The following is a 14,272-nucleotide window of genomic DNA, read 5'->3' as shown; positions in this document are numbered from 1 at the left end:
ATGAAGAAAAATATACTATTATTTATTTTTTGCTATATCTCGGTATATAGCATACAAGCACAAGAAATAATATTAAATAGCGATTCTCTCGCTCTAACTTATATAGGGAGCGAAAGTCAAAACAATCAGGAAAAACAGGTACAACCAATAAAGAAGGATACAATAGCGCTCGTTTATGATACACTAGGTAGCGGAACCTCAAAGGAAGGAACTATCAAGGGACAAAATAGGTCTTCTGTAAATAAAATGAACTTCACCAGTGCTACTCTTGTTGCGGGTAGTGTAGCCGGTAGTTTGGATGTGTCTGCTTCCGGAGGCGCGACTTATACGGTACCGATTCAAGTTCCACCAGGTATTAATGGATTCATTCCACAACTGGCATTAGCCTACAATAGCCAGGGAGGAAATGGAATTGCAGGATATGGCTGGAATATAGGAGGTCTGTCTGCAATTACTCGTATACCTGCTACATTATTTCATGATGGAATAATAGATCCGGTTAATTATAATGCTCTGGATCGGTTTGCACTGGATGGGCAAAGATTAATATTAAAGAGTGGTGTATATGGAGACCCCGGAGCAGAATATGTTACTGAAAATAGTTCCAATATCCGAGTATTTTCCAAACAGGTGCCAGGAGGTTCATTCAACGATATTTTTTTTGAAGTATGGTATCCAGATGGTGGCAAAGCTTTTTATGGAGAGCATCCTGCCTCCAGAACAACAGAAAATTACGGAATAAGTAGCATTCAGAATCTTGACGGAGCTGTTATCTTGTTTAGCTATACTAATTCAGGGAATGCCTTATTAATTCAGAATATTCAATATGGAGGAACAGTAAATGCAACACAACTTAACATTATTACATTTATTTATGCTAATTCTGTGGCAAAAGAAGTGAGTTATCCTGCAAATAGGTCTTCTTATTTAGGTTCCATATTAAATAAGATTAGTATAACTGTCAACGGAATCTCTTATAAAAACTATCAGTTATCACATCAGCAGATTTCCCCTTTTCAATATCAAAATCTTATAAAAATACAGGAATTAAACGGCGACGAAACGGAAGAATTGACACCATTAGTTTTTACTTATTCTACGCCAACCAACGGAATATCTTATACATCACCAATAAATGTTTATCTGGGTAGCGGAGGAACGTCCATATCCGCAGCAAGCCATGAAGTAATAACGCGTGATTTTACCGGCAACGGTATTATGGATATGATAGTTTACCCAAAAGCAAAGAATAAATTTAATTGTTTTTGGGATCCGGAAAGAAACTCTGCTAATCCCAGTTTTGGTAAAGAGGTGCTTGGTTATTTTAAGGAAATATTTCCTGCAAATATCTTGTTTCATAATAGTGAGTTGAGTAGTTCTGGCATATATGTAGTAAAGCCAAATGATATAGATGGATTAGTAGATGTTGATGTTTATGCCGCGGGAAGTAGTTATCAGACAGTTACTTATCAATATAATAAAACATGGAGTAATCCTCCTTATATTCCATTCTTTCATTCTAATTGTTATAACCAGGATTATGGAGGAGAATTAGTACCTATGAGATATATCTCTGGAGATTTTGATGGAGATGGGTTAACAGATGTTATAGCTATAACTAATCCTTATTATTATAATTATATAGATTTTGTTGATGAACAGGACCCTGACTATTGCTACCCTGTATCAATATATATAGATCGTTCAGATGCATATTTTATCAATATGAGTCGGGATAGTGAAGAAGAACCTTTCCAAATAGGAAACTTTCTTTTTCCAGTTGGGGGCACAGGAAACTTATATACAGCGGATTTTAATGGTGATGGTAAAACAGATATTTTACAGGTTAGGGGACAAAATTTATATGTATATGGATTAAATTCTTCTAATCAATTGACCCTACTTTTTCAGACTACCCATAGTAAAATATCTATAAACTTTCCTGTATTAATTGGGGATTATAATGGTGATGGAAAAGCGGATATTATGCTTCCAACAGCAGGTACAGGAAATGACCGCAATTTGTATTTGCATTTTTATTCAACGGGGAGTGGATTCAAAGTATTTGAGAAAAGACAATCTTTTAATTATGATTTTCCTAAGACAGAGAACGGCTATAATTATATTTATACTTTAATGCCAACTGATCTGAATAGCGATGGCAAGACAGATATTTTATATACACGAACCAAAACCAGTAATGGTTCGACATCCGGAGAGATTATAAGTATTGCTTTTTACAATACTGGTATGCCGAGCGTGAATGAAGCGCATAATCTGGTGAATGGGGGCCAAAATACCCGTAATACAACTATGGCTAATAATCCTATTCCGGTTGTAATGAATTCAAAAGACCCTAACTTTAAGCTGGAATTTGGTTTCATAAGTCATAATGTACTTACTTTATTTAATTATTTGCGAGATGTACGTAAAGAGACCACTTTAAAAACGATCAGTCAATCTGGCATTCTTTACACACTGGATTATAAAGAAGCTACTGCAAATTATGGTTATGACTCTCATGAAGAGGCCTACGGAGCTACCTATGCCAGTAACTCGTTGTTGACTTATCCTTATAATAATCTTAGAGAAATTCCGGGATTTCATCTGTTACGCAAAATAAAAAGAGAGGTACCGGCTTTGGGTATCACCTATCAGGTTTTTAATTATGAAAATGCAACAACACATTTAACAGGTTTAGGTTTTACCGGGTTTGGCAGAACCTCACGAAGTAACTGGCATACCGATGAATTTGATGAAAACAAGATACACAGTATCAATTTCTATGACCCATTGAATAGAGGATTATTAGCGAAAAGCTTTACAAGTAAGTCTTCGAATGTTAATCCTAATGTATCAAATGTAAATTTACCTGATCCGGATATTGAACTATCAGCCATAGAAAGCAATGAAGTGGAAGCTACTAAGTCTGTTACCTTACTTCCTGGTTTTGAAGCTGGCGGAACAAATGGCGATTTTATAGCAAAAATAATAGACGCGGCAACCGGTATAAATGATGCTGCTAATTCCTGGGATTATATTACCCGAACAGACTATACCTACGATACAGAACTGTTACCGAATAAAGTGTTCCGGAGTGTGCCAACATCTGTGGCTACAAAAGATATGCTGTCCGGAACAAACACTTTAAAAACACTTGAGTATGACACTTATTACAATGTAAGCAAAGAAGAGACCAGTTTGTCCGGCCAGGGAACACAACTGACAGAAGTAACTTACGACAACAACCCTGGAAATACGAATTATTACATTGGCCGCCCTTTGACGAAGAAAACAACGGCCAGTACTGGAGGTGATACTTTTACTACGGAAGAAGAATATACTTATACCAATCATAGACCTACTCAAATAAAAAGAAAAGGAAATGGCACAGCTTTCATTACCGAAAATCTGCAATATGACACCTATGGAAATGTGACTGAAAAAACTCTGGTAACCGCAGATGGGCAAAGAACAACAAGCAGTACTTACGATGTCAGCGGTAGGTTTATGTCTAGTCAGACCGATGCTGATGGCATGACGACTAGTTATACCTACGAGCAGTCTACAGGAAATATACTGACCAAGACAAGTCCATATAGCCAGACAGAAAGTTACCTTTACGATACCTGGGGAAGGCTGGTAGAAACGACCAATTATCTGGGGAAAAAATCCTATCGCGCATATATCAAATCAGGAACTGCCATTCATATTACAGAAAGTGACGAAGAAGGCAATGAAGGACTTAAGATCATTAATGCCCTGGGACAAACCGTTCAAACAGCCGGTAAAGACCTAACCGGGCAATGGATAAATAAACAGCAAGAATATGATGTATATGGGCGTTTAATAAAAGAAAGTGAGCCATACACCAGTACTGCAAACCAATGGAACGAAACCGAATACGATGAGTATAGCAGGACGAACCAAACTACCAGTTATACCGGTAAAGTCGCAAACATTACTTATAGCGGTTTAAGCATCACGGTAAACGACGGAACCAAAAGCGTAACCACTACCAAAAACGCTTTGGGACAGGTGGTGAGCGTACAGGACCCGGGAGGGAACATCACTTATACCTATGATGCCGCGGGTAATATGAAAACCGCCAACTATGATGGTTCTGTACAGAGTATCAGTTACGATGGTTGGGGCCGTAAGACGCAATTGACAGACCCTTCTGCAGGTAACTACTATTATGAATACAATGATTTCGGAGAACTGACCAAAGAAATTAGTCCTAAAGGCACTACAGTGTATGGATATGATGGGATTGGGAAGTTAACAAGTAAGACGCTTGTGGGAGACCTTACCAATATGGCATGGGCATATACCTATAATAATACCACCAAGTTACTGGAACAATTAGCCTTGACTAATGCCGATGGTAATAATGCGGTATATACCTATGCTTACGATAGCTATAAACGTCCTGCAAGCGTAGTAGAAAATAACCTGCATGCTATTTTTACCAAAAGCTTTAGCTATGATGCCTTTGGGCGGGTGGCTACAGAAACATCGCAAGCACAGGATAAAGCCAGCAGCCGAACGGCTGGCCGAACTTTGGAATACCACTACCAAAATGGCGGATTGTTAAAGGTTACTGACCAGGCTACGGGTACACGTATACACGAAGTAAGTAGTCTGAACGCTCGCGGACAGGTGACTAATGCACTGATGGGAGCTAGTTTAAAACAAAGTGACAGCTATGACAGCTATGGCCTGCCACAGAACTTCGTTACCCAGAAACTGGGAGGTACAACGACAGATTTGATGAATCTGGGGTATAGCTTTAACGCGGAACGCGGATTACTGAACAGCAGAAGCAATAGTTCGCTGAGCTGGAACGAAACCTTTACCTATGATAATCTGGACAGGCTGACTGCCTTTAATGACAATAATGGTAACAACAGCCACAGCTACGACAGCCGGGGGCGCATCACCAATAATAGCCAGTTGGGCGATTACAGTTATACCGGGGGCAGTTACCAGCAAAATGAGCTGATTAACCCAACGCCAACGGCAGAAAGCTGGTATCAGAATCACAACTTACAACAGATTAGCTATAATGGCTTTAAAAGCCCGGTAGAAATTAATGAGGATGGTAAAGAGATTATCAGTTTCCGTTACAATGCGGCCATGCAGCGGGCACACATGTATTATGGGGATACCGAAACCAATGCCGAGGACCGCCGTTACCGTCGCCATTATAGTGAAGACGGCAGCATGGAGATTACCAATGATACACAGACCGGTACCACCAGTTTTGTTTTCTACCTGGGAGGCGATGCCTATAGCGCGCCGGCGATATGGAAAGAGGTGCAAACTGCTGTACAAACCACAGCTAACCTATATTTCCTGCATAGAGATCATTTAGGAAGCATTGTACTGATAACCGATGATGCAGGCAATGTAGCGGAGAAAAGACAATTTGATGCCTGGGGAAATATTGTTAAATTAGAAGATGGGCTGGGAAATCCATTGACGGCATTTGTAATCCTCGACCGTGGATACACCGGGCATGAGCACCTTCTGGGTGTGGCTTTAATACATATGAACGGCAGATTGTACGACCCTAAATTGCATCGTTTCCTTTCGCCGGATAATTATGTGCAAGACCCTTACAATACGCAGAACTTTAACAGATATGGTTATGTGTTGAATAATCCGTTGAGCCATGTGGATCCGAGTGGGGAAATTTTTGGTACAATTATAGGATTTTTTAAGGGTGTAGGTGAAGCTATATTTAGTGGTGGTTTGGAATTCTGGAATGCAGACAAAGCTTATGTGAGGGAAGCTTGGCGAAAAGCAGACCCTACTTTAAGTGGCACGTCGGGGAATAATGGATTTAAAATAGATATGGGATTATTTAAAGGCGATTTTAAACAGATAATATCTCGCTTTACATGGGAGCTTCCGCAAACTATATTAGGTTATGGCTATGCTGTAGGACATAATGCGTTTGGTGGAGTTAAAAGCGTATCTTATTATGGCGGAGCAACTGCAGTTGAAGGATACGGTAAGTCAGATGTAGGATTTACTTTGGGAAGTTTTATAATGGGAGGGCGAGGATTGCATGCCGATCCTAACAATTCTTTGTTCCAGCATGAATATGGACATTACTTACAAAGTCAGTCATCAGGTTGGTTTTATTTAGGAAAATATGCAATACCGAGTGCTTTAAGTAAAAATACATCAGAGTCTCCACATTATATGCACCCGGTAGAACAAGATGCTAATGTAAGGGCATTTAAATATTTCAATAGAAAAATTGATGGTTATAGTGGGTGGAATTTTAATAGAAACGGTGGAAATCCAATCGTTGGCTACGATAAAGCCCTATCTTATAATGATCCGGCAAATCAATTAGCCTTACAAAATGGCAGGATGAGATTATCTTGGTATGATTATATAATTATGCCTGGTATGATAGCATCGGGTATAGGGATATTACCTTCAATTATAACTCAAGGAATTTTAAATACTTTTATATTAAATAGTAAATATTAAATCTTAAAGAAGATGATTTCTATACGCAATTTTTGTTTTATACTGTTATCCATTTTGTTGTGTGCTACAAAATGTAGAAAAGACTCTGAGGATTGTCATTTTACTGTTCCTTATAAGAACAACACTGTTAAGAGTATCTATATTTCAGCAACATTTGATTATCCAGATACTATTTTGCGAGATCCAAACCCAGTGCATAATCCACACTTCAACAAAGTTGATCCCCTATCAGTCTTGTCCTATCAAAATAAATCCTGTATAGAAGCTGATTATAGGTATATGATAAAATCAGATACCATAATGTTTTATGTCTTCGATGGAGAAGTATTAGAGAATACGGATTGGAAAACAGTGAAAGCAAATAATATGTACTTGCAACGTTATGATTTGTCATTGGAGGATTTGCGCAAGTTGAATTTTACGATTCCTTATCCAGCTACTATTGAGATGAAAGATATGAAGATGTGGCCAAAGTATGAACCTTAATGTGAGCAATAGCTTAGGAAGGAAATATTGTTAAATTAGAAGATGGGTTGGGAAATCCATTGACGGCATTTGTAATCCTCGATCGTGGATACACCGGGCATGAACATTTATTAGGTGTGGCATTGATACACATGAACGGTAGGCTGTACGATCCTAAGTTGCATCGTTTCCTTTCTCCGGATAATTATGTGCAGGATCCTCTTAATACGCAGAACTTTAACCGATATGGATATGTGCTGAATAATCCGTTGAGCCATGTGGATCCGAGTGGGGAGTTATTTTGGTTTGTACCCGTACTAATTATTATTGGAAAAGCAGCATTAATAGGTGCAGGTATTGGAGCAGCGAGCTATACTGCAAGTGTAGCATTTAGCAAGGGAGGATTTGATAATTGGAATTGGGGGCAATTTGGTAAATCTGCAGGTATCGGAGCAATATCCGGGGTAGCAACGGCAGGAATTGGAGCTGCCTTTGGGCATGCAACGGGAACATTGCTGAATGAAGTAGGAAGAAGTTTGGCTCATGGACTAGTAAATGGCGGAATATCTGAATTTACTGGAGGAGATTTTATGCAGGGGTTTGCATCTGGAGCTTTAGGTTCATTAGCAGGGAGTGGTTTTCAGGCCTTAGGGGATTTTGCAAAAACGGGTGTAGCAACAATAGGCTTTTCTGCATTATCGGGTGGAGTTGGAGCCGAACTTACTGGAGGAGATTTTTGGAGAGGAGCTGCGACTGGGGCTACAGTTGCAACGTTGAACCATTTTGGAGGGAAGGTATTAGGAAATGATCCGACACAAAAAACTTTAGATGATTTAAAAGCAACATCAGAAGCAATAGGTTACACAGCAGACGGAGCTACTATTTTTATGGGCACTTATAAAGGGAAAAAATTTTATTATACTAATATAAATGGTAATATAAAATGGATTCCAACATCCAAAATTACTTCAGTCATTTCGAATGCGGGAAAAGTGGGATTGGGTGTGGGGCTTGCTGCAGATGTGTTTTCATTTGTAAGTGGAAATCAGTCTGGTACTCAGACAGTACTTAGTATGTCCTGGGCAGGCGGGACAGCATTGCTGAATTTAGGTCTCCGGGGGAATATTTTTTCTGGTTTGCTTTATAATGCACTGTTTACAGATTTTGCACAACCAGCAAGGCCAATTTATTACAGGGCGCCATTTGGGCTTCCAGACAATACAAGAGTTACAAAATGATGATGGACGAATTTTATTATTGGATGTACAGAGGATTAAGAAAGATAAGGAAAGAAGAAGATCCGGCTTTCGATGCTTTCTTAGGTGTATTTTTTTTTACATTAGTTAATATAACAGTAATAGGTCGGGTTATATACAATATAACAGAATTCAATCTTACTAAAGAAGAATCAAAAATAGTAGGAGTAATATTTGCTGCAATAGTATTAACTCTTGGTTATTTTCGTCTTTATAAAAGACGAGTAGAGATTTTCAATAAAATCAATCAATTTTCTGATAACAGACGAAGAAAAGGCAAAAGAGTTTTTATAGCTTATATAATAATATCTGGTATTTTGTTTTATATGGTTACTCTTTTCTTTTAGCGGTAAGTCTGTAGGTATTGGTGCTATATCGGGTGTAGTAACCCCATATGGTCAAGTATTCCTAAACTGTTCGGGTTGTTCTTGAAAAGGCAACCCGACTTTGAATGTTTCGGATTTTGAAATCCGTTTCTATTAAATACTCATTAGTTCTTTGAAAGTAAATAACTTACAATGCTTGCTCTCTGGAAAGAAGTACAAACCACGCAGCAATTGTACTATCTGCTCCTTGATTAATGTTTTTTAATTGTTGTCATATGGCTTTTATACAGGTACAAGTGGGTCCCCATTTTGGCGCAAGAATGAAGGGAAAGGAATTTAGAGAGGGTTTCTTGTGCCATGTTAAGTCGCGGCTTTGATATTTTGTCGAATGTTTTAAAAAGAGAGGAAAAATAGTAAGAAAGGAATTGTAGATAGACACAAGAAGCCATTGCACAGGCTTAGGCTTCATTCTTGCGCTATTTGGGGCTGCGGTAGGGGCTACAGTTGCAACTTTGAACCATTTAGGAGGTAAGGTATTAGGAGGCGGGTCAAAGAAAAATGAAGATAGTAAAAAGGCTAATTATGAATATAAAAAGGATGAACATGGGAGAACTTATTATATTGATAATACAGGTAGAGTTCATTATGTTATGCAAGGGACTTTTACTAAATCTATAGGAGAGTCCTTCTCAAAATTATCAACTTATGGAGGAGTTGGTTATGATTTAATAACCAAAGGAGGTCCATTAGGAACTTTGCTTGGGTTAAGCTGGAACTATCTCGATACAGTTTGGGACAATTGGAGCGCATATTACTATAATAAGAACGATAAATGGATAGGTACAAATGGAAAAACTAATTAATTTAAGTTTTATGGAGTATAAAAGAGAATTTATATCGATATGTATAATGTTGGTTTGTTATTTATTTATTAATAAAATAACTCAGTCATCTTTTTTACTAATTTTATTTCAGATTTTATTACTATATAATGCTTATAATACTCCTTATTTCAGATATAAAATAAATACTCCTTTAGGAATACCATTAATGGTATTCCTTTTAATAAACTGTAGCTTATTTGATCAATGTAATACTGCTCTTATTGATAATGTGACAGCAAAAGAAGAATATTTTGTAATACTTAGAATCCTATCTTTTTGTCTTTATGGTTTTTTGTTGTATGCTAATTCCAAAGTGGATAAAAAAAAACCACTGGTTTAAGAGTTCACTTTTCAGTGGGCTCTTAAGTCATCCATGTAAACAAAGGACTGTGTCCGGCAAATAGCAATGACATTGAGTCAAGTGTAGTGTAAATATTTCGGACGGAGTCCTTGTTTTTCAAAAGGGCATTTAAGTGATCTTTCAGGATACTTAAACGAGGTTGGGAATATACTCCGCTTCAGAAACAATTTAAGGATAAAACCTTTTTCGGAAAAATATATCTATCGTTTTAAAACGATAACACGGTTTTCTGGTATGCTTATATCTGCATTATTTACAGCTATTTTTACAAGAGATAAAGATCCGCAACAACCATCGTTAATAAATTTGGTTTCCAGCCTGATGGAGTCTAGTACTGTCTCTCCGGATTTGATTTCTATTTCCTCAGTGCCATAGATCTGAAATACCAGATAATTGCTGTTAGCTTCTACAACATAAGGAATTTCTTTTTTCTTTAAAGGACTATAAAGTACTATTCTGGAAGCGGAACTTTCCTGAATTAAAGACTTGGAATTATCTTTAGAGTCCACAATACTTAATCTAATGGTCTCGGAAGGCGGGTCGCATTCTTTTGCACAATGATTGATCTGATCTGCCTCTTTTACACAAGACAGTACCATAAAAAGTACCAGAATGGTCAGTATATTTATTTTATGAAATAGGTGCATCAACTCTTTTTTTAAATATATACGGCTTTTTTCAAAGTTGCGATACAAATCTTAAATAAAATGTGTTTTATCCAACAATAATTATAATTTTGTGGCAGAAAAAAATCTTTAAGGCTATGAGCATGGTAAACGCAAACAATCCGTCACATTATAAACTAATCGTTATCGGTTTATTTGTTACTTTATTTGGTATCTACATCAAAGAAATTATTCTTCATTCTCTTTTTATAGACCTGTTAGGTTGGGCGCTTACTTTCTTAGGAGCTCTCATTTCTATAAAAGGTGTTCTTAGAATACTGAAGTAAGCAGAAATTTAAGAAAATAAAGATATACGGGGGCTGTCTCAAATTAGTTGAGACAGCCCCTTTTTTTATGGTGGAAATATAGGTTTATGCCCTTGTTATGTACATCGTTATTTTCAAGGGGTGATGTTAGAAGAGTTCCCGGAAAAAAATGTAGTGGATTCAGCATGATTGGGATTTTTTAAGATACTCTCAATCCCCGTTTTTGATGCATTTAAACAAGGTGATGTTCCTGAAACCTTGAAGCATCTTTAAAGCATCTCTAAAGGTTCTCTTAACGAAGGATGGAGCTTCTTTAGTTTTTGTTATTGTAATGAGAATTTAAGGTTTGTTTTTTTATTGGATAGGCGGTCTGCTTTCATGAGTGTTGGTGGTATCTTTTTACTTTTTTGGAAAAAGTAAAGCAAAACATTTTTTTCTTTGATGGCTGAGGTTCTTGTCTAACGCTCGTGAAAAAATAGGATCGCTGTCTTTTCTTTTACCGCAGGAGGGGTATGAATGTTCTTTTCGCAACGGTCAAAGAAATCATTTCATTAGAGGCTCGGTTTTGCTAGTTGTTATGGCCTGCTGGTATTTTTACAAAGTTTGTGATGGGTGGGAACAGTTGTTTTTAAAGGTGTTATGCGTATCGCTCTTTTCAAGATAGTGTCTTAGAAGAAATAATCAAGAACTTGTTCATCTCTTACCCAACATCGTCTCTGAAAGGACAATGTATCATCAAACTCGAAGTGATGGAATAACTAGGAGGGATTGTGTCAACAAAAAAAAACGTTGTCATTTCGATGAGTACAGCGAAGAAAAACTTTCTTCCTAAGTACTTCTGAAAGAGATTTCCCGATTGCAATCGGGATGATAGGGGCCGTTTAATACACCCTCCTTTATTTTTTGTTGATACTGGAGAAAAGATCAGATTTTTCTAGTTGTTTAAGTGCTTCTTCATGTGCCAGCCAGAATATTTCCTCGGCCCGGTTTACTTCAAAAACACCTATATTTCCTAAGTTATGGGGCTCTATCAACAGGTTAAGGTTTTTTGATTTTTGGCTCATGCTGTGGTTTACGGCTAAAGTAGCTGTACGTTCTAATACTTTTTTGATACTGGGTGCTGTGCTTACTGTGGGTAAGTGGTTGCATGAAGATCCCAGGATAAGGTCGCATTTTCCTAATAAAGGTTCAATAGGAAAGTTATTCAGTACTCCACCATCTACGTATAAACTTCCGTCTATTTTTATGGGGTTAAATACACCGGGTATACAGCATGATGCCAGCATTTTCTTTATCAGGTGGTCTCCCTTATCAAAATATTCTAAATTACCTTTACTGTAGTTTGTGGCGGTAATAGTTAATGGGATAGAAAGGGAATCGAAACTGTCTTGTGGAAGATATTGCTTAAAGAAGTTATAGGTAGATTCCAGATTTAGGAAAGCGGGTTGTCCATACGCTATTTTAAGGATTTTTAGTAAACGGGCATTTTGGAAAATTTTAAGGGCATCGTATGGATCAACCTGATTGGCATATAAAGCTCCTGCAATGGAACCCGCGCTGGTTCCTGCAATTCTGCTGACGGTGATTTTTTTCTCCTTCAGCGCTTTCAGCACCCCTAAATGTGCTATGCCTCTTATTCCGCCTCCGCTTAATACTATTCCTAAATTCATAATCGGGATCAGTTAATTGTTCCTGGGTTTGTATTTAGATTGTTTTAATATTTTTTGATAATCTTTTTCATCCATCAGTGTCTGTAAGCTAATTTCCGTGTTTTCGCTCATGTATTTTTTGACAATTTGCCATCCGGTATAAATACCCAGTTTGGGAGCCGAATCATTATGACTGCCCAGTCCGGGTGTAAAGGGAGCTTCGGCCAGATATTTCTGTATCTTCAGGTAATCGCTCTCGTACAGTAAATCTTCTTCCATAAAATAGGCCCAGATATCACCCTCGAACATTTCTGCCCATTTCATTTGTGCATTGTCGTATCCAATCAGAACGCTGTCGGCAACTTTGGGTTGTACGGCTTTCATAAAGTACATTATTTTTCCTTCCTGTATCATTCGGTTAATCAGGGGAGTGTTGTCGTTCTGTACCGGAAACATTTCTTCTCTGGTTAAAACCTCTACAATTCTGGGAGCAATATTTGCAGGTGTAAACCTTCTGCTGATATAGCGGGGAATACTTTCTACCAGTGCGGGATAAAATTTAGATTGGTTTCCCAGGAACATGTCAAGTCCTACACCGACATAATCCGTCCCAATAGGGGTTTGGATTTGAAATCCGGAAATATATGTAATTATTTTAGGGAGCTTTTGCTGTGGGTAATAGTATTTAATGTGTTTAAAAGCGTCTTCTATTTGTGGGGTTGCTGCATCCAGATTTTTGTACACACTGTCTGTTTCTTTTTGTAAATCCTGATAAGCGGGCCCGCTAAGAATCTGACGAACTAAATTATAGTAGCTGGTGTCATCGGTAGAACCTAAGGCTAAAATCTTACCAAAGTAGTCATGGTAGAATACGCCGTACTTTTTTTCCAGCAGGGGGAGTTGTACGGTTAGGCTATCTAGATTCACTTTGGCCAGATCTTTGTCAAACCGTTCTATATTTAAGGTGACCTGAATGTTACTGATGTCAATTTTCTTTTCGTTCCGACAAGATGATAAGCATAATAAGCTTATCGAGAAAAAAAAGCTAAATTTGGCACAATTAATATAAGAAAGCTTCATTAAATTTATTTTAATCAATTAAGTTCGAAATTATAAAACTTAGTGCAGCTCAAAGAAAAACATAATTAAATAAATAAACATGAAAAAGTTATTACCTATTGTCTTACTTGTTCTTTTGGTAAATGTGGCTAAAGCACAATACGATTACGATGATGAAAAAGATTTTAAACTTGGATTAACTGTACACCCTAATATTGGCTGGTTGAGATCGGATGTAGATGGCTTACAGTCTGATGGTGCAAAACTGGGTTTTAGCTATGGTGTGCTGGCCGACTTTATGTTTGCAGAAAGCTATGCTTTTAGCACTGCTTTAAAACTGACTACTATTAACGGGAAATCGGAAGCTAATGAGAATGGCGTGATTACAAAATCTGCTTTAAAATTGCAATACATAGAAATTCCAACAAAACTGAAATTACTAACAGGCTCTGATAAGGATATCAGATTTTTTGGAGAGTTTGGTTTAGGTCACGCATTTAATGTAAGGGCAAAAAGCAATATTAAATCCAGTGATCCTACTCAAAGTGAGCGTAATGTAGATATTTATAAGAACACGAAATTCTACAGAGGCTCTATTATTATAGGTGGTGGTGCCGAAATTAAAGTAGCCAGTACAACTAAAGCAATGGTAGGTTTAGCTTTGGATAACGGATTTACAGATATACAGAAGGGTAACGGGACACTTAAATCGTCTTATTTAGCGATTAACGTAGGCGTATTCTTTTAAAGAAACGTGAAGTATCAGGAGGGGTGAAGTCTGAAGTCGGGAGACCGAAGACCGAGGTCCGAAGTTTGGTTTCTGAAGACGGA

General features: G+C 37.6%; 10 protein-coding genes. 7 read left to right on the top strand and 3 right to left on the bottom strand.

Features of this window, described 5'->3' with window-relative positions:
* The 5 genes from ACFSAH_RS17510 to ACFSAH_RS17490 all read left to right on the top strand — a co-directional run bounded on the left by ACFSAH_RS17510 (position 1) and on the right by ACFSAH_RS17490 (position 9,420).
* Positions 1-6,510, top strand: coding sequence for an RHS repeat-associated core domain-containing protein (locus tag ACFSAH_RS17510; RefSeq protein ID WP_379664043.1), 6,510 nt, complete (start codon positions 1-3; stop codon positions 6,508-6,510).
* Positions 6,511-6,810: 300 nt separating this feature from the next.
* Complete coding sequence (locus ACFSAH_RS17505) at positions 6,811-6,996, top strand: hypothetical protein (protein WP_379664042.1); 186 nt, start codon at positions 6,811-6,813, stop codon at positions 6,994-6,996.
* 47 nt (positions 6,997-7,043) lie between these two features.
* Positions 7,044-8,213, top strand: a complete 1,170-nt coding sequence (locus ACFSAH_RS17500; RefSeq protein ID WP_379664041.1) for an RHS repeat-associated core domain-containing protein — start codon at positions 7,044-7,046, stop codon at positions 8,211-8,213.
* Positions 8,210-8,578: a hypothetical protein gene (locus tag ACFSAH_RS17495; protein WP_379664040.1), complete on the top strand. Its 369-nt coding sequence runs from the start codon at positions 8,210-8,212 to the stop codon at positions 8,576-8,578. The genes ACFSAH_RS17500 and ACFSAH_RS17495 overlap by 4 nt, the downstream gene beginning before the upstream one ends.
* Positions 8,579-9,069: 491 nt before the next feature.
* A complete protein-coding gene (locus ACFSAH_RS17490; protein WP_379664039.1) occupies positions 9,070-9,420 on the top strand; it encodes a hypothetical protein in 351 nt (116 codons plus the stop codon).
* 582 nt (positions 9,421-10,002) lie between these two features.
* Here the strand turns inward: ACFSAH_RS17490 and ACFSAH_RS17485 are convergent.
* The gene (locus ACFSAH_RS17485; protein ID WP_379664038.1) at positions 10,003-10,449 is read right to left on the bottom strand and encodes a hypothetical protein; all 447 of its coding nucleotides are present in this window, start codon (positions 10,447-10,449) and stop codon (positions 10,003-10,005) included.
* 116 nt (positions 10,450-10,565) lie between these two features.
* Here ACFSAH_RS17485 and ACFSAH_RS17480 point away from each other — a divergent pair, with 116 nt between their 5' ends.
* A complete protein-coding gene (locus ACFSAH_RS17480) occupies positions 10,566-10,754 on the top strand; it encodes a hypothetical protein (protein WP_379664037.1) in 189 nt (62 codons plus the stop codon).
* A gap of 875 nt (positions 10,755-11,629) precedes the next feature.
* Here the strand turns inward: ACFSAH_RS17480 and ACFSAH_RS17475 are convergent.
* Both ACFSAH_RS17475 and gldB read right to left on the bottom strand, forming a co-directional pair.
* Positions 11,630-12,403 (bottom strand): patatin-like phospholipase family protein, encoded by a 774-nt coding sequence (locus ACFSAH_RS17475; protein ID WP_379664036.1) that lies wholly within the window; start codon positions 12,401-12,403, stop codon positions 11,630-11,632.
* A gap of 12 nt (positions 12,404-12,415) precedes the next feature.
* Positions 12,416-13,462, bottom strand: a complete 1,047-nt coding sequence (gene gldB, locus ACFSAH_RS17470; RefSeq protein WP_379664035.1) for a gliding motility lipoprotein GldB — start codon at positions 13,460-13,462, stop codon at positions 12,416-12,418.
* 79 nt (positions 13,463-13,541) lie between these two features.
* On the opposite strand from gldB, the gene ACFSAH_RS17465 reads away from it, so the two are divergent.
* Positions 13,542-14,189 (top strand): porin family protein, encoded by a 648-nt coding sequence (locus tag ACFSAH_RS17465; RefSeq protein ID WP_379664034.1) that lies wholly within the window; start codon positions 13,542-13,544, stop codon positions 14,187-14,189.
* The last annotated feature ends 83 nt before the right edge of the window (positions 14,190-14,272 follow it).

The sequence above is a fragment of the Pseudopedobacter beijingensis genome (assembly GCF_042678145.1).
GTDB lineage: Bacteria > Bacteroidota > Bacteroidia > Sphingobacteriales > Sphingobacteriaceae > Pseudopedobacter > Pseudopedobacter beijingensis.
This window is presented reverse-complemented; position numbering and strand designations above follow the sequence as displayed.

Bases quoted from the DNA above. Each gene is read 5' to 3' on its own strand.
- ACFSAH_RS17505 (WP_379664042.1), top strand. From the start codon at position 6,811: ATGTTTTATGTCTTCGATGGAGAAGTATTAGAGAATACGGATTGGAAA.
- ACFSAH_RS17480 (WP_379664037.1), top strand. From the start codon at position 10,566: ATGAGCATGGTAAACGCAAACAATCCGTCACATTATAAACTAATCGTT.
- ACFSAH_RS17465 (WP_379664034.1), top strand. From the start codon at position 13,542: ATGAAAAAGTTATTACCTATTGTCTTACTTGTTCTTTTGGTAAATGTG.
- ACFSAH_RS17485 (WP_379664038.1), bottom strand. From the start codon at position 10,449: ATGCACCTATTTCATAAAATAAATATACTGACCATTCTGGTACTTTTT.
- ACFSAH_RS17475 (WP_379664036.1), bottom strand. From the start codon at position 12,403: ATGAATTTAGGAATAGTATTAAGCGGAGGCGGAATAAGAGGCATAGCA.
- gldB (WP_379664035.1), bottom strand. From the start codon at position 13,462: ATGAAGCTTTCTTATATTAATTGTGCCAAATTTAGCTTTTTTTTCTCG.
- ACFSAH_RS17495 (WP_379664040.1), top strand. From the start codon at position 8,210: ATGATGATGGACGAATTTTATTATTGGATGTACAGAGGATTAAGAAAG.
- ACFSAH_RS17510 (WP_379664043.1), top strand. From the start codon at position 1: ATGAAGAAAAATATACTATTATTTATTTTTTGCTATATCTCGGTATAT.